Annotated in this window: 15 protein-coding genes; 11 read left to right on the top strand and 4 right to left on the bottom strand. The window is 63.9% G+C overall.

What is annotated here, in order from left to right; translation table 11 throughout:
- The first annotated feature begins 150 nt into the window (after positions 1 to 150).
- From AC1DQ3_RS18935 to tkt, 3 genes are all read left to right on the top strand, one after another.
- Complete coding sequence (locus tag AC1DQ3_RS18935; protein WP_477121690.1) at positions 151 to 1,143, top strand: tripartite tricarboxylate transporter substrate binding protein; 993 nt, start codon at positions 151 to 153, stop codon at positions 1,141 to 1,143.
- Between the two features lie 21 nt (positions 1,144 to 1,164).
- On the top strand, positions 1,165 to 2,244 hold the full coding sequence (locus tag AC1DQ3_RS18930) for a maleylacetate reductase (RefSeq protein ID WP_477121689.1): 1,080 nt from the start codon (positions 1,165 to 1,167) through the stop codon (positions 2,242 to 2,244).
- A 199-nt stretch (positions 2,245 to 2,443) separates the two neighbouring features.
- Positions 2,444 to 4,522 (top strand): transketolase, encoded by a 2,079-nt coding sequence (gene tkt / locus AC1DQ3_RS18925; protein WP_477121688.1) that lies wholly within the window; start codon positions 2,444 to 2,446, stop codon positions 4,520 to 4,522.
- 148 nt (positions 4,523 to 4,670) lie between these two features.
- Here tkt and zwf read toward each other — a convergent pair whose 3' ends face one another.
- On the bottom strand, positions 4,671 to 6,059 hold the full coding sequence (zwf, locus tag AC1DQ3_RS18920; protein WP_477121687.1) for a glucose-6-phosphate dehydrogenase: 1,389 nt from the start codon (positions 6,057 to 6,059) through the stop codon (positions 4,671 to 4,673).
- A gap of 2 nt (positions 6,060 to 6,061) precedes the next feature.
- A complete protein-coding gene (gene gnd / locus AC1DQ3_RS18915) occupies positions 6,062 to 7,090 on the bottom strand; it encodes a phosphogluconate dehydrogenase (NAD(+)-dependent, decarboxylating) (protein WP_477121686.1) in 1,029 nt (342 codons plus the stop codon).
- A 637-nt stretch (positions 7,091 to 7,727) separates the two neighbouring features.
- On the opposite strand from gnd, the gene AC1DQ3_RS18910 reads away from it, so the two are divergent.
- Together AC1DQ3_RS18910 and AC1DQ3_RS18905 are read left to right on the top strand one after the other, a co-directional pair.
- Entirely contained in the window at positions 7,728 to 7,964 is a 237-nt protein-coding gene (locus tag AC1DQ3_RS18910; protein ID WP_477121685.1) for a hypothetical protein, read from the top strand.
- A 467-nt stretch (positions 7,965 to 8,431) separates the two neighbouring features.
- Positions 8,432 to 8,896: a GDP-mannose mannosyl hydrolase gene (locus AC1DQ3_RS18905; protein ID WP_477121684.1), complete on the top strand. Its 465-nt coding sequence runs from the start codon at positions 8,432 to 8,434 to the stop codon at positions 8,894 to 8,896.
- Positions 8,897 to 9,269: 373 nt separating this feature from the next.
- Here the strand turns inward: AC1DQ3_RS18905 and AC1DQ3_RS18900 are convergent, their stop codons facing one another.
- Positions 9,270 to 9,983, bottom strand: coding sequence for a response regulator (locus AC1DQ3_RS18900; RefSeq protein WP_477121683.1), 714 nt, complete (start codon positions 9,981 to 9,983; stop codon positions 9,270 to 9,272).
- A 469-nt stretch (positions 9,984 to 10,452) separates the two neighbouring features.
- Between AC1DQ3_RS18900 and AC1DQ3_RS18895 the strand changes: the two genes are divergently transcribed.
- The 5 genes from AC1DQ3_RS18895 (at position 10,453) to AC1DQ3_RS18875 (ending at position 13,979) form a co-directional block, all read left to right on the top strand.
- Entirely contained in the window at positions 10,453 to 10,704 is a 252-nt protein-coding gene (locus AC1DQ3_RS18895) for an AbrB/MazE/SpoVT family DNA-binding domain-containing protein (protein ID WP_477121682.1), read from the top strand.
- The gene (locus AC1DQ3_RS18890; RefSeq protein ID WP_477121681.1) at positions 10,698 to 11,048 is read left to right on the top strand and encodes a type II toxin-antitoxin system ChpB family toxin; all 351 of its coding nucleotides are present in this window, start codon (positions 10,698 to 10,700) and stop codon (positions 11,046 to 11,048) included. The genes AC1DQ3_RS18895 and AC1DQ3_RS18890 overlap by 7 nt, the downstream gene beginning before the upstream one ends.
- 397 nt (positions 11,049 to 11,445) lie before the next feature.
- Positions 11,446 to 12,135 (top strand): hypothetical protein, encoded by a 690-nt coding sequence (locus tag AC1DQ3_RS18885; RefSeq protein WP_477121680.1) that lies wholly within the window; start codon positions 11,446 to 11,448, stop codon positions 12,133 to 12,135.
- Positions 12,136 to 12,530: 395 nt separating this feature from the next.
- A complete protein-coding gene (locus tag AC1DQ3_RS18880) occupies positions 12,531 to 13,169 on the top strand; it encodes a response regulator (protein ID WP_477121679.1) in 639 nt (212 codons plus the stop codon).
- Positions 13,170 to 13,232: 63 nt separating this feature from the next.
- Complete coding sequence (locus tag AC1DQ3_RS18875) at positions 13,233 to 13,979, top strand: Hpt domain-containing protein (RefSeq protein ID WP_477121678.1); 747 nt, start codon at positions 13,233 to 13,235, stop codon at positions 13,977 to 13,979.
- Positions 13,980 to 14,106: 127 nt separating this feature from the next.
- Here the strand turns inward: AC1DQ3_RS18875 and AC1DQ3_RS18870 are convergent, their stop codons facing one another.
- Positions 14,107 to 17,499 carry an ATP-binding protein gene (locus AC1DQ3_RS18870; RefSeq protein ID WP_477121677.1) on the bottom strand — a complete coding sequence of 1,131 codons (3,393 nt, stop codon included), beginning with the start codon at positions 17,497 to 17,499 and terminating at the stop codon, positions 14,107 to 14,109.
- 428 nt (positions 17,500 to 17,927) lie between these two features.
- Here AC1DQ3_RS18870 and AC1DQ3_RS18865 point away from each other — a divergent pair, with 428 nt between their 5' ends.
- Positions 17,928 to 18,659, top strand: coding sequence for a glutathione peroxidase (locus AC1DQ3_RS18865; protein ID WP_477121676.1), 732 nt, complete (start codon positions 17,928 to 17,930; stop codon positions 18,657 to 18,659).
- Positions 18,660 to 18,869 lie beyond the last annotated feature (210 nt).

Genomic DNA, 18,869 nt, shown 5'->3' with positions numbered 1-18,869 from the left:
GTGTGAAAGGTTAGCATCGAATGCACGCTTCCGGCTGCGGGTATTTTGGCGAATTTGGCAAAAGCACATCATCGTGCTCCTGACTCCGCGGCCTCCGGCGCGATCATCGGAGCAGGACAGCATATGACTACTACAAGACTGGAGGCAAACATGTCCGATCAACGCCACGCCGCACGCGGCAAGGCACTGCTGCGGCGCGCGGCTGCCATCGCGGCGCTGGGGCTGGGTTTCGCCAGCGCTGCGAGCGCGCAAGGCTATCCGGCCAAGCCGGTGACGCTGATCATCCCGTTCGCCGCCGGTGGCACGGTCGACAAGGTGGGCCGCATGATCCAGGAGGACTTCCGCAGCCGCCTGGGCCAGACGGTGGTCATCGAGAACCGCGCCGGCGCGGGCGGCACCATCGGCACCGGCGCAATCGCCCGGAGCACGCCGGACGGCTATACCGTCGGCATGATCTTCGACTCCTTCGCCACGGAAGCCTCGATGTATCCGAAGCTGCCCTATGTGGCGGAACGCGACCTGACCGGCGTGTCGTACATGGTGCGTTCGCCCATGGTGCTGGTGGTGCCGGCCAGTTCGCCGTTCAAGACACTGCAGGACTATGTGGCTGCGGCCAGGAAGCCCGCTACCGTTTCCTATGCGTCGGTAGGCGCTGGCAGCTCCAACCAGCTGGCTGCCGAGCTGTTCCACGAGACCGCGGGCACGAGCGGCATCCATACGCCGTATAAGGGCGGTGGCCCGGCCATCTCGGACCTGCTTGGCGGCCATGTCGATTCGATGATCGCCAGCCTGCCGCTGGTGCTTCCGCATATCCAGGCCGGCAAGTTGCGCGCGCTGGCGGTGACCTCGCCCCGGCGCGACGCCCATCTGCCTGCGGTGCCTGCGATTGCGGAGTCCTACAAGGGCTTTGAAGTCTATTCCTGGGTAGGCATGATCGCGCCGGCCAAGACGCCAGAGGCGATCCTGAACCGGCTGGCGGCGGACATGAGCGCCACCCTGAAGGATCCCAAGGTTGCGCAGCGCCTTGCCGACGGCGGCTTCGAAGTGGTGGCCGGCGGCAGGCAGCAGATGAATGCGCTTGTCAAAAGCGAGTCCCAGCGCTGGGCGCGTGTGATCAAGACCCGCAATATCGCCGCCGACTGAACCCTTGCCCACGGACCTGTCATGCAATCCTTCGTCTATCAGAGCCATCCGCAACGCGTGGTGTTCGGCGCCGGCGCGCTCGACCAGCTTGGCGCGGAGATCGAAGCGCTGGGCGTGCGCAAGGTGCTGGTGCTGTCCACACCCGGCCAGCGCGCCCAGGCAGAGCAAGTGGCCGGCCTGCTCGGCAGCCGCGCCGCCGGCGTCTTCGACGGCGCGGTGATGCATGTGCCGATCGAGTCCGCGCGCGCCGCCCGCGAGCTGGCCACGCGCCTGGGCGCGGATTGCGCCGTGGCGCTCGGCGGCGGATCCACGATCGGCCTGGGCAAGGCCATCGCACTGGAGTCGGCTTTGCCGATCGTGGCGGTGCCCACCACGTATTCCGGCTCCGAGATGACGCCGATCTACGGCCTGACCGAAGGTGGCATCAAGCGCACCGGCAAGGACGCGCGCGTCCTGCCGCGCACCGTGCTGTACGACCCGCAACTGACGCTGGGCCTGCCGCTGATGCTCAGCATCACCAGCGGCATCAATGCCATCGCCCACGCCGCGGAAGGGCTCTACGCCAGCGATGCCAATCCTGTCACCAGCCTGATGGCGCGCGAAGGCATAGCGGCGCTGGGCCGGGCGCTGCCGGCGATCCGCCAGGCGCATGCCAGCGGCAGCGCGGCGGACATGCTGCAAGCCCGTGGCGATGCGCTGTACGGCGCGTGGCTGTGCGGCAGCGTGCTGGCGAACGTCGGCATGTCGCTGCATCACAAGTTGTGCCACACGCTGGGCGGCAGCTTCAATCTGCCTCATGCCGAAGTGCACACCATCGTGTTGCCGCATGCGCTGGCCTACAACGCGCTCGCCGCGCCCCAAGCGCTCGCCGCGGTGGCGTCGGCCCTGGGCGCGGGCAGTGCGCCGCAGGCGCTGTTCGATCTGGCCCGCGACAACGGCGCGCCGGTCGCGCTGCGGGACATCGGCATGCAGGCCGCGGATCTCGACCGCGCTTGCGGGCTGGCCATGCAGAACCAGTACCCGAACCCGCGCCCGCTGGAAGAAAAGGCGATCCGGCAGTTGCTGCAGGATGCGTTCGACGGCGTCCGGCCTGCCGCCTGAGCGCGGCCCCGGAGAATAGTCCCGATATTTGCCGCGGAGGCGCCACTTTCGGAATTCGCAATCCGAACGGAGACGGCAAAATGGGCCGTTCTTGGAATGGCGCGCCAGACGTACTAGTCTTGTGCAAGCGGCAGAATATGCTGTTCAGCAGCCGCTTTGACCTGGGTGTATCTGCGTTACCGGCTAGCCTTTGAATGCAATGCTTTCCTCCGAACGCGTGACGGCCGCATTGGATGACCTTTGTGTCAACACGCTGCGATGCCTGTCGATTGACACAGTGCAGAACGCCAACAGCGGTCATCCGGGCATGCCGTTGGGTGCGGCGCCGATGGCCTATGTGCTGTGGACCCGCTTTCTCAAGCATCATCCGGCCAATCCTGATTGGTTCGACCGGGATCGTTTCGTGCTGTCCGCAGGCCACGGCTCGGCACTGCTATACAGCCTTCTTCATCTCGTTGGATATGATCTGACGCTCGAACAGCTTCGACGATTCCGGCAGTGGGGCAGCATGACGCCAGGCCACCCGGAGCGCGGCCTGACGCCGGGCGTCGAAGTGACAACCGGACCGCTCGGCCAAGGCTTTGGCAATGGCGTGGGCATGGCGATGGCAGAAGCAAATCTGGCCGCGCGTTACAACCGCGACGGCTTCGAAATTATCAATCACTTTACCTACGGCATCGTGAGCGACGGCGACCTGATGGAAGGCGTAGCGTCTGAAGCCGCTTCCCTGGCTGGCCACTTGCATTTGGGCAAGCTGATCTACCTGTACGATGCCAATGGCGTCACGCTCTCCGCAAGCACAGGTATGACCTTTACCGAGGATACGGCGCAGCGCTTCGAGGCCTATGGCTGGCATACCCATTGGGTGGAGGACGGCAATAGCCTGCCATCCATTGAACAGGCGCTCGATATCGCCCGCGGCGACACCAGTCGACCGTCGCTCATCCTGGTGCGTACGCATCTCGGATACGGGTCTCCCAATAAGCAGGATACGTTCGAAGCGCACGGCTCGCCACTCGGCGTGGATGAAGTCCGTCTGACCAAGCGGAACCTGGGCTGGCCGGAAGATCCGCCGTTCCACATACCAGAACCGGCGCGCTCGCATTTTCTCGAGGCCGGTACCCGGGGAGCGCAGGCCGAGAAAGAATGGTGCGAGAAATTCTCCGCCTATCAGAGAAAATTCCCGGAACTTGCGCAGGAACTCGGGCAACCCACGCGTGACGGAATCGCTGGCAACGTTGCCGGATGGCAGGCGGCCATCCCGCAGTTTCCAGCGGACGCCAAAGGCATGGCCACGCGCTCCGCCTCGGGGAAGGTCATGAATGCCATTGCGCCGCTGTTTCCTGCGCTGATCGGCGGCTCGGCGGACCTGGACCCATCGACTTATACCGCGCTCAAAGAATTGGGAGACTTCGAGCCGACCAACCTCCATGCGCGTGACAGACAGGGTTCCCATGGCGGCGGCTGGAGCCGCGCCGGACGCAATCTGCATTTTGGCGTCCGTGAGCATGCCATGGGCGCGATCATGAACGGGATGGCGGCGCATGGCGCCGTGGTGCCGTTCGGCGCGACATTCCTGATTTTTTCCGACTATATGCGACCGGCGATTCGCCTTGCCGCGCTGATGGGCCTGCATGTTATCTATGTGTTTACCCATGACAGCATTGCGCTGGGCGAGGACGGTCCGACGCATCAGCCGGTCGAGCAACTCGCCAGCCTGCGTGCGATTCCACCCCTGGTCGTGATTCGTCCAGCGGATGCCAACGAAACCGCTATTGCCTGGCGCGTCGCGCTGGAAACTGGCGACCGGCCAGTCGCGCTGGTGCTGACACGGCAGAACCTTCCGACTTTGGACCGTGCCCAAGTCGCCGCCGCCGACGGATTGCGGCGAGGCGCCTACATCTTGGCCGAGGCCCCGGGCGGGAACCCGGATTTGATCCTGGTAGCCAGCGGCTCGGAAGTCCCGCTGATCGTCGCTGCACAAAGCAGGTTAGCGCAGCAGAACGTCCAGGCTCGTATCGTCTCGATGCCAAGCTGGGAACTGTTCGAGGCCCAGCCGCAGGCGTACCGTGAGGAAGTCTTTCCCCCTGCGGTCGGCGCACGATTGGCCGTCGAGGCAGGTGTCTCGCAAGGCTGGTATCGGTATGTCGGCGATCGCGGCGACGTGCTGGCAGTGGACCGCTTTGGCGCATCGGCTGCGGGCGAGGTCGTGATGCGCGAATATGGCTTTACCGTCGAGAACGTTTGCAAGCGCGCAAATGACCTGCTCCGGCCATAGCCGTTGTCTCAGAATGCGGTACTTAACCCATAAGCCCCATAAGCTGCTTTGGTCTGGCTCGCCTCCTCTGCGCATAGCCAACCACATAGCCAACCAACCTCCAGTGAAACAGCCCGTCGCAAGCAGTGGACGATAAGGCACCGCGAAGTCATGGCGAACTGTGCTCCGGGGCGGGGTTGTGCCATCGGTCGTCGCCAATCAGGATCCGGCTGGCCGCTGGTGGCCCCCACGTATCCGGCTCGTAGTCGAAAACTGGCACGGCGTTGCCGAGGATCGGGTCTACTACACGCCAGGCCGCTTCGACCATGTCGCCGCGGGTGAACAACGCAGCATCCCCTCGCAGAGCGTCTCCCAGCAGGCGTTCGTACGGTGTCATTTCGTCGCGAGGCGCGTGTCGCGCGAGCAGTTCCGTTGCCGCGCCAACCATGGGTTCGCCCGGCACCTTGGTCCGCGCGCCAATGGTGGTCACCACATCCGGGCTGAGCCTGAAGCGGAAATAGTTCGCCTGGCCCGGGACGCTGGTGTCAAATATGGCGGGCGACGGCGGCTTGAGATTGATCGTGACTTCGGTGCAAGTGACCGGCAATCGCTTGCCGGCCCGGACATAGAAGGGCACGCCCGCCCATCGCATATTGTCGATATCCAGCCGAAGCGCCGCGAACGTTTCGACTTGCGAGTCGGGCAGAACGCCTGTCGCGTCGCGATATCCGCGGAACTGGCCACGGACCACCTCGTTCGCGGAACACGGACGCATCGCGTTCAGAACGCGCAGCTTTTCGTCACGTATCGCATCGGGACCGCCATCCAAGGGCACGTCCATCGTGAGCAGCGCCAGCACCTGCAGCAGGTGATTTTGCACCACGTCACGTATCGCCCCGACTTCCTCGTAGAAGGCGCCACGCCCCTGCACGCCGAATTGCTCGGCCATGGTTATCTGCACACTTGCCACATAGCCGCGGTGCCAGATCGGCGGCAGGAATGTATTGGAGAAGCGAAAATACAGCAGGTTCTCTACGGCTTCCTTGCCGAGATAATGGTCGATACGGAAAATCGCCGCCTCGGGAAAGCAGGTGTGCAATGTCCGGTTGAGTGCCTGCGCCGAAGCAAGACTGCGGCCAAACGGTTTCTCGACGATCACCCGGGCGTTTCGGGCACAGCCAGACCTTGCCAGACCTTCGATGACGGGCTCGAACATGCTGGGCGGAATGGCAAGATAATGCAGCGGCCGCACCGCGTTGCCCAGTGCCCGACGTAGTTGTGCATAGGTCGCGCTGTCACGGTAGTCGCCGCCGATGTACTGAAGACTGGCCGCGAGCCGGGCAAACGCCGCGGTATCCAGGCCGCCATGTTTCTCCAGGCTATCGCGCGCGCGGTCCCGGAATACAGCGAGAGACCTGCCGGATTTCGCCACACCGATAATCGGCAGATCGAGGTGGCCACGCCTGATCATCGCCTGCAGCGCCGGAAATATCTGCTTATAGGCCAGATCGCCGGTGGCGCCGAAGAAGACCAAGGCGTCGGAATGGGACGCCATCATCGTCATTTCCTCGGTGCCTCGGTAGTTTTTTCCACGTGGCCGCCGAATCCGTGGCGCATGGCCGACAATACCTTGTTGGCAAATTCGGCGTCGCCGCGCGAACTGAAGCGTTCAAAGAGCGCGGCACTCAGGATGGGAGCCGGGATGGCTTCGTCGATGGCGGCGATCATCGTCCACCGGCCTTCTCCGGAATCCGACACGCGGCCGGTGAAGCTCTCCAGGTTTGGCTCCTTCAGGAAGGCGCTGGCGGTGAGATCGAGTAACCACGAGCCAATCACGCTGCCGCGACGCCACAGCTCCGCGATCTCCGGGAGATCCAGCTCGTATTGATAGTATTCAGGATCTCGCAATGGGGTCGTTTCCGCATCCGTATCGCGTTTCCGCTTTCCGATGCTGGCGTTGCGCAGAATGTTCAAGCCTTCCGCATACGCTCCCATGATGCCGTACTCGATGCCGTTGTGAACCATTTTGACGAAGTGTCCCGCCCCGTGCGGGCCGCAGTACAGATAGCCCTGCTCGGCGGTGCTGTCAGGTTTTTGCCGCCCGGGGGTGGGCGGCGCCGCATCCCTGCCTGGGGCGAGCGCAGCAAAGATCGGGGCGAGGTGCCGGACAACGGTCTCTTCGCCGCCAATCATCAGGCAATAGCCACGCTCCAACCCGGCAACGCCGCCGCTGGTGCCGACGTCCACGTAATGAATCCGGCGTGAACCCATCGCGGCACCGCGCCGGATGTCGTCGCGATAATAGGAGTTGCCTCCATCAATGATGGTGTCATCGGCGTCGAGCAGCGGCATCAGGTCCGTCAGATCTTCGTCAACAACGGCTGCAGGTACCATCAGCCAGATCGCACGCGGCTTGCGCAGCGCTACTGCCAAGTCTTTCAGGGAAGATACTCCGGTGACACCGGGCTGCAGCGCGGCGGCAACGGCCTCCGCCCGCAAATCATAGACCACGCATTCGTGGCCGTGCTGCGCCAAGCGACGCACCATGCTGGCGCCCATGCGCCCTAATCCAACCACGCCGAGTTGCATCTTGTACCTCCCAGCTCAGGGATCTCTGCGACGGTCCCTCTTCAAGTGCGCAATGCGCTGTTCCTGCGCCTCCATGCGTTTCCCTGAGCGCTCGATGGCCCTGTCCGTTTCGTCCAGGTCTTCTAACTCTTCCTTTATGCTGCGCGTGAGCGCTACGCCTGGTTGCACGATGGACGCCATGCTGATGCCTCGGTTTTAGGTCAGGAACGAAGGCGTCGCCATGGGAGTACGTCCTACAAGCAGCAGGGATTGACGGGCCGGACCCGTGCGGCGGGTTGGTGGTGACGAACTTGGCCACGCCCGGCGGGATCCGGGTCGCGCGCTATCGCCTGCCTATGATTCGAACGCGATCCTGCAACACCTGCAGTCCGCGGGTATTCAAGCGGTCATCGCCAGTCGTGCCAACCATCCTGAACAACGCGCCCTGACGAGCATCTGCATGCCTCACGAAACTTGGTCGAACGCTTCTTCTGCTGCATCAGGCAATTCCGCCGCGTTGCCACGCGCTACGACAAGCTCTCCGAACGTTTCTCATCGTTCGTTGCGCTCGCCTCCGCATTCATCTGGATCTGCTGATTGTCAACCGGCCCTGGCTGAAGCGCCTTGTCGGGGCCGCTGCGTCCTGGCGGTTTAGCAGATGCTCGCGGAGTTGCCGTTCCAGCTCGGTGATGCGGTGATCGACGCGGGTTTGCTTCCGGGCACGCCGGATCGCGAGTGCCGCGCAAAGTACGGCGGCAAGGGCGCCGCATGGTGCGGCAAGCTGCAGGAGGTTGTATTGCATAGGGATATTCGGAGCTTCCGTGGGCGCAATGGCGCTGTCGGGCGCGCGCAGCGCCAACATGCGGCATGGCAGAGCATGCCGCTAAGCACATAACGGCAATGGCGCGCAAAATTTTAGGCCATCGGCTGTGCCTCTCCGAGCCTGCTTTGCCTATGCTTTTCCATAGGCGCTGCGCGAAGCCATGCGGCGCGACCACAAACCAGGCGTTGTTTCGTGGCAACGAATTTGCGTCTGCCGTCATTCTCCATGGCTGCGCCCGCCGGCAACACCTGGTGCGCTAGCACACGTTCAAATCACGCAGCCGCGCGTAGGCTCCATACGGCTCGGGCAGGTCTGACCCACTTGCCCGTGTTTTGCGCCTCGCCTATCCCCCGGTGGGCGAGGCGTCTTTCTGCGCCGGCAGGGTTGTGCCGACGGCTTTCGCTGCTGTCCCGCGGCGGATCAGCAAGTCACGCTGCCCTGGGCGGCACCCATGCCGGCGCTGTCTTTTCAGGGGGCGCGCCCGCCAGCCAAGGCAGCGCGGGGCAGGATGTTGCCGATCGATTTCGGAGCCACTGGCAATGCTTGTCGAAAAGGACTTCTTCTTCGTGGTACGCCATGCACCGTTGGTCGCGATCGATCTGCTTGTCGCCGATGCGCAAGGCCGCGTGTTGCTTGGCCGCCGCCGCAACCGGCCGGCGCGAGGTTCGTGGTTCGTGCCGGGCGGGCGCATTCACAAGGACGAAAGCCTGGATGCCGCATTCCGCCGCATCGTGGCGGACGAGTTGGGCGTCACCGGGGTCGAGCGTGGCGATGCCACCCCGCGCGGCGTGTTCGAACATCACTACCCGGATAACTTCGCCGGAAAGCCGGGCGTTACCACCCACTATGTGGTGCTGGCCTATGCATGGACCATGGCGGACAACGAGCCGGGGGAGAAGTCGCCGGGTCAGCCCGGCCAGCACAGCGCGTATTGCTGGATGGCCCCGGCCGAGCTGCTAGGCCGTGAGGATGTGCACGAGAACACCAAGACCTATTGTCGCTGACGGGAGCCGGCGCGCTTGCGGTGATGCTCCCTTTGCGTTCCCTTTCTCCCGACGCACCGCAGGTGCCTCGCTTGAAGAAAAGATTGTGGCAAGGCTCAACGGTCGCCGATTCCAGCCGTTAAGAGGTGAATCGTGCCCACTTACCGTCCAGTCCAGTGAATCTCTTGAAAGCGCTTTGGTGGTGTCCGCTGTCCTTGCTGGGCACAATCACGGTGCCACCGCCCAAAACGAGGTGCGAGATGCACGTGCCGGTTGCCGCGCAGGCGCACAAAGAGCAGGTGGACCGCAGCCGCCGTCCTGACGGCGGCGCGGCAGTGCGCGTTCCGGCGGGGTAGCCCGCCGCCGATGGTGGGCCGGCAGTGCGCGCATGCCGCTATTGCGCGCCTTTTTTCTTCGGATGCGCCTTTCCGGCACGGGCGCGGTGCTCCCCGAGCAAGCCTGCGGAGGAGGCGTAGCTGTAGAGAGCCAGGTTGCCGCGAAGCCCAAGCTTGCGCATCGCCGACATTTTTTGCGTGCTGATGGTCTTGACGCTGCGCCCGAGCTTGACCGCGATCTGGCTGACGGACATGCCCGAGAGGTAGAGCCGGATCACATCGGCCTCGCGCGGGCTGAGCGGCCCGAGCCGGGCCCGCACTTCCACGGGCGGGCCGAGGCTGTCCAGCAACTGCTGTATCGTCGGCGACAGGTAGCGCGCGCCATCGAGCACCTGCGCCAGGGCGTTCCCGATGTGAGAGGCATCGTCAAGCTTGCTGACCACGGACAAGCGATCGAACCTGACCAGCTTGCTGATCTGGGAGGGGTTGTCCAGCATGGTGACCACCAGGATCGACAGCCTTGGGTAGTGGCGGCGCACGAAGCCGATCATGCGCAGGCCGTCGCCATGGGTGCCGCCGGGCATCGCGTAGTCGGTCAGCAGTATCTCGCAGGGCTGACTGCTGAGCAGCGCGAGGATCTCGGTCGAGTTCTTCGCGATGCCGGTGACTTCAACGCGCTTGAACTGCGCCAGCAAGCCGCGCAGGCCGATCAGCATGACGGGATGGTCGTCGGCGATGACGATGCGGGATTTCAGGGGCGGGACGGCCTGCATATTTCCTTGCTCTCGCGTCCAGGCCGCGCTGCGCTAGCGGCATTGCGGCCAACGATGGAAAATGGCGGCGCGGCGCGCCGGTGAAAAGTACGGCTTTGTGATCGAAGACTTTATCGCCCGCCGTACGATGCCGGGTTGCGAAATTTCCTCAATTGGCAGTCCCGCCATCTCGCCATGACGATGGTCTCGGTCTTGGCTTTCGAACCTTCGGCGACATCCGGCGCTTACCCCGTGCCGGCCAGCAGCGCCGCTGCGACCAGGCTCTCAATGAGATCATGGGCCGGGCACGATGACTGCCCTTGGCGACAGATTGGGTGATGCATAAGACTCTCTACCCTGTGGAAGTCGAGCGCCCAGCCGATAGCCAAACTATCTCCAAAGGGCGTGCGCCGTGTCTACGATGTAGATACAAAATTTGACTAGCCGCGGCTAGCGTATCTACAATGGATATCCGTTAATGGAGCTTGTTATGGAACTGTCGATTCAGAAGTGGGGCAACAGTGCGGCTGTGCGTTTGCCCACTGCGTTGCTCGAACAACTCAAGGTTGCACTGGGCGACAAGCTCGCCGTCGACGTGCGCCCAGAGGGCATCATGCTCAAGCCTGCGCGGCACAAATATGCGCTCGAAGAGCTAGTCGCGAAGTGCGATCCCAACGCGCCGATGCCCGCAGATCTGGCCTCGTGGCACAACTTCGTGCCGGTCGGACGTGAAGCATGGTGAGGCGCGGCAAGTTTGATCGGGGCGACATTGTGCGGGTGAACCTGAACCCGACTGCGGGCCGCGAACAGCAGGGCGATTTCCGGCCTGCCCTTGTGCTGTCACCCGCCGCATTCAACGCGCTCGGCGTTGCGCTGGTTGCGCCGATCACGCAGGGTGGTGACTTCGCCCGTTTCGCTGGCTTCGCCGTGCCGCTGCCCGGTTCTGGTACCGAGACCCAGGAGGTCGCACTGGTGAACATGGTTCGCACGCTGGATCTTGAAGCGCGTGGTGCAAGGAAGATTGAGCGTGCGCCCGCCGAAGTGGTAGACGACGCGCTGGCCCGTCTGCAAACGATTCTGGACTGATTGGAGAAGCTATAAGCTACGACGAGACTGATGCGGCAGTCGACGAGATGCATGAGCGCATCGGTGCCGTCATCTCCGCAATGCGCTCGTAACCCTCGAGCCAGCGCAGGCTCTCCTTGGGTCCACCGCGCTTCGATAGGCTGCCATCGTTTCGCCCCGGCCCCGACATGCCTTCGCATGCAAAGTGTGTCCCATGCAGAATCTTCGGCACTTCGATTCAGAGTCTTCGCTGCTACGGGAAAGATCCTGTACGGCACACTACGAAGACCACTGCCGAGCGGCTGTGCCGACTGGCGGGAACAAGCAGGCTCCGGACCCAGCCGGTTGACCCGGCCCCCGGAGCCCGTAGAAGAGAGGGAACGTGACCAAGGTAAGCAGAAGATATTTTGAAGAAGGATTGAGCACGGACGTATTCGATGAGATCTGCGGCCCGGATGCCGATGCCTTGCGCCGCCTGCGGCTCGGCATCGCGGTCCTTGACCGGCGCAACCTGCCTGTCATCAAGGCTGCGGCTTATGCGGGAACCGAGGAGGGAATTTTTCTCGATCTCTTTGTCGATGCCAGCCTGGATGACTGCACCCGCCTCGCCGTGCATATCCATGAGGAACTGGCCCTGCACAATGCCAGCGTGTTGCCCCCCGCCCTGACGCTCGCACTGAAACCCCTGTCCTCCTTTTCGCTCGGCCGGCCGCAGCAGGGCTACGGCGAGGTCGCCGAGGGGCTGACGCGCGAGGCGGTCCGGCTGATGCATGGCGGCAACGAGATCGACTGGCGCCTGGCCGCCTCGTGCGCTTATATCGGTGCCTACCAGGAGACACATCGTGTGCTGGACCTGATGTCGCCGGCGTCGTCGAATCATCTGATGAACCGGCACGAATCCCTGGTCTGGCGGCTGCGCCGGCATCGCTCCGTCGAGGCCCGGATGCTGGCGGAACTGCTTGGCAGCCTGCGGCGCCTGCACGATGGCGCGCAATATGATTTCCTGACGCCGTTCGATAGCGACCAGGCCGCTATGCTAGGCGCCTTCATCTCGCAATACCGGGAAAAGCTGTCGGCGTTCGAGCGGATGCACGTACCCTTGACATAGCTATCGCCGCATCCCTTGTGCCAGCCTGCCGCAGGTCTGCTCTGACGTCTCTCCCTTTTGTCCTCACGAAACCATTGTTTTTCGACCGCATCTTTTGGATATCCTATGGCAGCTTGACTTGTGCTGCGATTGGCCAATGATCTACATTCGATCTGCATTCGATGAATGTGATATTTCAAAATATTTAAGCGAGGACATTTTATTTTACATCCCGACTGTCAAGGCGTAATTCCGAGGGGGAACGTGCCATTTTTTGGGAAATTTCTGATGGTTCGTTCGGAAATTTCTCTCCAGCCGTAGCGTAATTTCGCCACATAATCCGCGCTTCACCTTTTGATTGCCGGCGTGTTCCGGGACGGGTGAGTTCGTTGTTGGCAAATTAGGGAGGTACGCGAGTGGCAACTATCCTGATCGTCGACGATCACCCCGCACTGCGCCTGGTGATCAAGACCCAGTTGTCGCAAGTGCTGGGCGTCAGCAATATTGTGGAGGCTGACAATGGCCAGGCTGCAATCGAAGCCGCGAGGCAGTTCGAGCCGGATCTCGCCATCCTGGATCTGGATATTCCACGCATCAGCGGCCTTGACGTGATCCCGCGCCTGAAGCTGATCTATGCGCCGATTCGCATCCTGGTGATCTCCGGGCAGGACCAGGCCACGTTCGCGCATCGGGTGAGGCAGGCGGGTGCCCAGGGTTTCGTCAGCAAGGTGCAGGATATGAAGCGGATCGTGCGCTGCGTCGAAGCGGTCATGGCCGGCTACACGGTGTTTCCCGAGATGCGCTACGAGCGAGAACTGCCGCAGGTTACCCTGCGGGCGGACGATGAGCGGCTCGCGCTGCTGTCGGACAAGGAGATCGTCGTGCTGCAATTGCTGGTGAGGGGATTGTCGAATAAAGCGATAGGCGAACTGTTATTTATCAGCAACAAGACGGTGAGCAGCCACAAGACCCGCATCATGGGCAAGCTGCAGGTCAACTCGCTGGTGGATATGGTGGATTTTGCCCGGCGATGCCGCCTCACACCGGCGCAATGACGCCGCTGTGGCGAGTCACCGGTAGTGGTTCAACACGATGCGAATGTTTTCAAAGGTAAATTCATGATCCGCGCACTATTATTCAGCACGACTGATAGTGGTGCGCAAGCGCTGCAAATCAGCGGGCTGGCGAACGTGCTCGCTGGCCTGGGTTTTTCCGTCGAACTCAGGGATCCGGCGAGTCCGGGCGTTAGTCCGGGCGTTGGTCCGGCGCCAGGCGAGCGTCCCCGGCTGGCACTTGTCTGGCTCGCGCATGACCATGCCGGCAAGCCGGCCCGCGCTGACTTCGGCCTGCCGACGGATAGCCTGTTGTTTGCGGTGGTGCCGGCTGGCGCCGGCGTGAGCGTAGTCGATGCGGCCCTTGCCGGGACCTTCGATGCCACGCTGACAGCGCCGGTCGATGCCAGTTCGCTGGCACGCGCGCTGGCCGGAAACGGGTTTGTTGCGGTGTCGACGGACGAATGCGCGGCGCTCGGCACCTTGCTGAATACCCTGGTCGGCGGTGACGCGGATATCGTCAGGGACCTGGTGGATAGCCTGGTTGATATCAACCGCATCGATCTCGACATGATGCATGCCGCGCTGGCGGATGGCGCCTGGCAGCGGTTTGGCAGTGGGGCTCACCGGATCAAGGGGTCGGCGAGGATGCTGGAGTGCGCGGCACTGGTGGCGCTGTGTGGGCGGCTGGAATCGGTTGCGCAGTTTGGCGACCTGGCTACGGCGCAGGCGTTGCTGCCGATTCTTGCGACTACGGTGGCGCATCTGGAGGCTTCGCTGATGGCGTTGCGGCCGCCGCTTCGGACGGCATGAGGGGGGGCCTGACTGCAATCTCAAAGGCTTGAATACGGCCACACCGCGCCATGATCCGGCGCCACTGCTTCTACTTGCTCACGATGCCGTCGTGCCGCAGAAAGCCATTCCGCGCATCGCCCCCCCATCAGGCCGGCGCGGCGGCTCCCTGCGCCGCGCCATGGCTTGCGCGCAGATGCCGTCGCAGGGCGCGTTCCAGTGCCGCCAGTCCCATCGGCTTGACCAGCACCTCATTCATTCCCGCCGCGAGCGCGCGCTGGTGATCCTCGCTCTGGGCACTGGCGGTACAGCCGATGATCGGGATTCCGGCCAGGGCGTCCTTGCGCGCGCGAATGGCCTGGGCCAGGCTGAAGCCGTCCATCACCGGCATCATGCAGTCGCAGATGATCAGGTGCGGCGGGCGGCGCGACAGCGCCTCCAGGGCGAGGGCGCCGCTCTCCGCCGTATCCACCGCAATGCCCAGCCGTTCCAGCTGACGCTCCAGCAGCAGCCGGTTGGGTGCGTGGTCGTCCACGATCAACACCTGGCTGCCCGCGGGAAACCGGGCAACGCCGGCAGTGCCGGCAATCGGGGCGCTGTCCTGGGGCAGCGAGGCCGAAACCTCCAGGTTCAGGCGCACCACCACTTGCGTGCCACGGCCCGGCTCGCTCTCGAGCGCGATCTCGCCCCCCATCTTGCGCACCAGGTTTTGCGCGATCGAAAGGCCCAGCCCGGTGCCGCCGGTACTCGCGCGTTCGGCCGACTCCACCTGCGAGAAGGGACGAAACAGTTTGCCGACCGCCTCCGGGGGAATACCGATGCCGGTGTCCTCGATGGCGAGGTGCAGGGCTTGCCGGGACTCTCGAATGGTCGATCCGTCCAGCCGGATATCCACGCTGCCCCGCTCGGTGAAGCGGATGCTGTTGGAGACGAAGTTGCTGATGACCTGTTTGAAGCGCAGGATATCCACGCTGTGCGCCTGCGCCACGGACTCGCCCACGCTGAGGTTCAGGGCCAGGCCTTTCTGCGAGGCCACTGGCCCGAACATCCGGGCGACTTCGTGCAGGGCCTGGCGCAGGCTGGCGGCGCGCGGCTGCAGCGTGAACTTGCCGGCTTCCATCTTGGAGAGGTCCAGGATATCGTCCAGCAGCGATAGCAGCGACGTGGCCGCGCCGTGCGCGGCGTCCAGTTGCTCGCGATCCAGGTGCGCGTCGTGCTGGCGCGTCAGCACCAGCTCCAGCATGCCGAGGATGGCGTTCATCGGGGTGCGTATCTCGTGGCTGATCGAGGCGAGGAAGGTGGACTTGGCGCGATTCGCCGCTTCGGCGCGGTTCTTGGCCGCAGCCAGTTCGGCCAGCATCTGCTGGCGTTCCGTCACGTCGATCCAGCCCCCGACGATGCCAGCCGTGCCGCCATTGGCGCGGCGCAGCGGCACTACCCAGCCGATCACGCTGCGCTGCTCGTTGCCGATGGCCAGGCGCCGGTCGGCGCTGAACGGCAGACCGGTCTGCAGTACGCGCCGGTAGATGGCCATGAGTTCATCGTGGCTGATATCGGGACAGAAGGCGGCGGTTGCGAGCGCCGGATCCGTGCCGGCCAGCGCGCGCCGCGTCGTGCCCACCGCCGCCTCGTAGGCGGTATTGCAGGTAATCATGCGGAGCTGCTTGTCGCGCAGGTAGATCGGCTGCGGGATGCCGTCGAGCACAGCGGTCTGGAATGCGACCTGGTCCTGCAAGGCGTGTTCGGCTGCCGTGCGCTGCGTCACCTGGCGCCGCAGCGCAGTCACCCACGCGAGAAACAGCAGGCTTGCCAGCAGCAGGGCGGCCGCGGCGGCCATCAGCCAGGACGGGATCTGGCGCCAGGTGAAGGTTGGCGGCCTGACATCCGTCCAGTGCGCGCGCATGGCGCCGAGATCGTCGCGTGAAATGCTCAGGATGGCCTTGTTGATGATGCCAAGCAATTCAGGATGGTTGTTGCTGACGCCCAGGCCGACCTCCAGCGGCACGCCCCCCGTGGGAGCCGCCACCTTGAGGCGGCCCGCATAGGTCCGCTTGAGCATGTGGTCGGCCATGAAGGCGCTGGCGATCGTGGCATCGGCGCGTCCGGTGGCGACCAGGCGGAACGCTTCCTCGTGGGAGTCCGTCTCGCGCTGGTTCACCGCATAGTTGGCGCGCACGAGGTCGTAGATGCCATTGAACGGCGGCCCGGCGATGACCTTGTCGGCGAGGTCGGGCAGGCTCTTGATGCTGTCGTTGCCGGCGCGCGTGACGACCACCCAGTTGCCCGAGAAATAGGGTGCGCTCACCGAGAGGTGGACGGTGCCGAGGCCCACATGGTGCAGCGGCAGGATCGGCACGATATCCACGGTACCGTTCCCGATGGCGGCGTTGACGTCCGCGCCGCTGGCGGGCCAATAAGGCACGAAGCGCAACCCGGTGCGCTGCGCGATCAGTTGCAGCACCTGTTCGGTGAGTCCGCCCAGGCGCTGCCTGGTGTCGACGAACTGGAATGGGACGAAGTCGCGCGACACCAGGTAGCGCACCTCCGGATGGGCGGCGATCCAGGCGCGTTCGTCGAGGGAGAGATTGAGCTTGCCGGTGCTGCCGAACTCGTGCGAGYTGGGGATCCAGGCGGTTACGATCTCGCGCTTGAGCGCGGCGGGCATGGCCGCGAGCGTCCGGTCGATGATCCTGCCCAGGGCGGGATCCGCCACGGCGAAGGCAACGCCGTCTTGCGCCAGGGGCACGAAGTTGCGCGCGGTCAGTTCGTGGTATCGGTATTGCTCGACGAGGTAGCCCGCCGCGATGGCGTTGGTGACCACGACGAAGTCGGCATCGCGGGAGAGCTGGTCGAGCGCGCCCAGCAGATTGCCGAAGGGTTGCAGCGGCGCGCCCGGATAGGCCCGCTGCAGCGCGGTCGGCGAGACTTCGCCCGCCAGGTAGCCAATGGTGCGGTTGGTCTGGTTACGCGCAGTGTCCCGGCGAGACACCACCTCGACCAGGCGATGGTCATGGTAGGGAGCGGTACGCAGGCCGGCGGCAGGGTTGTCCAGCGACGTGGTGATCAGGTCGACGGAGCCGTTGGCCAGCTGGCTGTGCGCCTGTTCGTGCGAGCGGTACCGGAGGATCTGCGCCGGCACGCCAAGCCGGGCGACCACCACGGCGAGGTAGTCGGCGGAGATCCCGCGGTAGTCCCCCTTCAGGTCGACCAGGTCGAATGGCGGCAGGTAGTTGCCAACCACGGCGACCCGCAAGACCTTGCGGGTGCGGCGCCATGCGTCCAATTCCTCGTCGTCGCCATGCCATGCACTGGCCTGCCCGATGGGTTCGCCCCTGGGGAGCCCATCGGACGAAGTCCGATGCAACTGGGAGGTCAGTTGCAGCGTGCGCAGCGGCTCGGCCGGCGGCGCAGCCAGCGCCGGCATGCCGTGGCAAAGCGCCAGCAGGAATAAAAGCACCTGGCGGTGCCACCAGTTGCCCGGCAGGCTCCGGCTCGGGGTAGCCGAGCCGTCCGCCGGATGCGGGAAAGTGCAGATGCACATAAGGGGCTTTTCATGGAGGGCGCGCGCTGCCGCGAGCCGTATCTGCCCACGCGCGATTTCGCTGCTTTGAGAGCCGGCACGCGCCACAACTGGCGCGCATGCGGGATGACCTGGCCCAAATGTAAGCGTCGTGACCGCGGGCAGATTTGGGAAATATCCGAATAGCCCTGCAGGAATTTCCGACCTTGGTGGAGGTGCCCGCGTCGCGTCCCGTCTCGGGCGGAGCCGGCACAGCAGAGTGCCCTATCAGGCTCATATAGGGCGGTGCCTGCACCCGCATAGGGGGAAACTATCATCTTTTGATAGCAAAAAACAATGATTGTGTTTGTAACGATGAATTATACAAATCGTGTTGCGACGCGGAAAATCGGGTCTTCGCTGCATCCCGCGGCCATCCCCCCAAGTCCAACGCATCCAGGAGCTTACCCATGCTGCAATCCCGTGAAGGTCAACGCGTCCCCAATGTCACGTTCCGCGTCCGCGAGAACGATGAGTGGAAGACCGTGACCACCGCCGACCTGTTCGAAGGCAAGACCATCGCGCTGTTCTCGCTGCCCGGTGCGTTCACCCCGACCTGCTCATCCACCCACCTGCCGCGCTACAACGAGCTGGCACCGGTGTTCGCCAGGCACGGCGTGGACGCGATCCTGTGCGTCTCGGTCAACGACACCTTCGTGATGAACGAATGGGCCAAGGACCAGGAATCGGAAAACATCGTGATGATTCCCGACGGCAACGGCGAATTCACCGAAGGCATGGGCATGCTGGTCGACAAGGCCGACCTGGGCTTCGGCAAGCGCAGCTGGCGCTATTCGATGCTGGTCAAGGACGGCGTGGTCGAAAAGATGTTCATCGAGCCGGAAGAGCCGGGCGACCCGTTCAAGGTGTCGGACGCGGACACCATGCTCAATTACATCGCCCCCAACGCCAACAGGCCCGACCAGGTGGTCGTGTTCTCCAAGGTGGGCTGTTCGTTCTGCGCCAAGGCCAAGCAGATGCTGTCGGATAACGGCTTCGAGTACATCGACGTACCGCTGGAGCACAAGATCCGCGGCAAGGTGCTGGGCGCCTTGTCGGGCGACATGACCGCGCCGCAGATCTTTATCAACGGCAAGCTGATTGGCGGAGCCGAGGCGCTTGGGACGTACCTCGCTCGCTAAGCCTGCGCCAGTCACGCAACACGCAACAGGCAATACGCAACACGCAATACCGCCGCAAGGCGCGGCGCCGCCAGGAGCGGCAGCCGCGCCCCAGTCGGCGGACCCGATGGCAGTGCCGCCCGGTGCCATCGGGTCCGTTGATTGACACGCTTCACCAGGGACACTGACATGAGCTCCAGGCAAACCGCGCAAACCGCGCAAACCGCGCAA

Source organism: Cupriavidus sp. 01T418, from assembly GCF_056398885.1.
Note: the sequence above shows the minus strand (reverse complement) of the source record. Positions and strands in the feature narration are given on the sequence as shown.

What these genes read in the sequence shown, in the direction of transcription:
- gnd (WP_477121686.1), bottom strand. Translation starts at nt 7,090, where the DNA reads ATGCAACTCGGCGTGGTTGGATTAGGGCGCATGGGCGCCAGCATGGTG.
- AC1DQ3_RS18900 (WP_477121683.1), bottom strand. Translation starts at nt 9,983, where the DNA reads ATGCAGGCCGTCCCGCCCCTGAAATCCCGCATCGTCATCGCCGACGAC.
- AC1DQ3_RS18930 (WP_477121689.1), top strand. Translation starts at nt 1,165, where the DNA reads ATGCAATCCTTCGTCTATCAGAGCCATCCGCAACGCGTGGTGTTCGGC.
- AC1DQ3_RS18910 (WP_477121685.1), top strand. Translation starts at nt 7,728, where the DNA reads ATGCTCGCGGAGTTGCCGTTCCAGCTCGGTGATGCGGTGATCGACGCG.
- tkt (WP_477121688.1), top strand. Translation starts at nt 2,444, where the DNA reads ATGCTTTCCTCCGAACGCGTGACGGCCGCATTGGATGACCTTTGTGTC.
- AC1DQ3_RS18905 (WP_477121684.1), top strand. Translation starts at nt 8,432, where the DNA reads ATGCTTGTCGAAAAGGACTTCTTCTTCGTGGTACGCCATGCACCGTTG.
- AC1DQ3_RS18865 (WP_477121676.1), top strand. Translation starts at nt 17,928, where the DNA reads ATGCTGCAATCCCGTGAAGGTCAACGCGTCCCCAATGTCACGTTCCGC.
- zwf (WP_477121687.1), bottom strand. Translation starts at nt 6,059, where the DNA reads ATGATGGCGTCCCATTCCGACGCCTTGGTCTTCTTCGGCGCCACCGGC.
- AC1DQ3_RS18890 (WP_477121681.1), top strand. Translation starts at nt 10,698, where the DNA reads ATGGTGAGGCGCGGCAAGTTTGATCGGGGCGACATTGTGCGGGTGAAC.
- AC1DQ3_RS18935 (WP_477121690.1), top strand. Translation starts at nt 151, where the DNA reads ATGTCCGATCAACGCCACGCCGCACGCGGCAAGGCACTGCTGCGGCGC.
- AC1DQ3_RS18895 (WP_477121682.1), top strand. Translation starts at nt 10,453, where the DNA reads ATGGAACTGTCGATTCAGAAGTGGGGCAACAGTGCGGCTGTGCGTTTG.
- AC1DQ3_RS18875 (WP_477121678.1), top strand. Translation starts at nt 13,233, where the DNA reads ATGATCCGCGCACTATTATTCAGCACGACTGATAGTGGTGCGCAAGCG.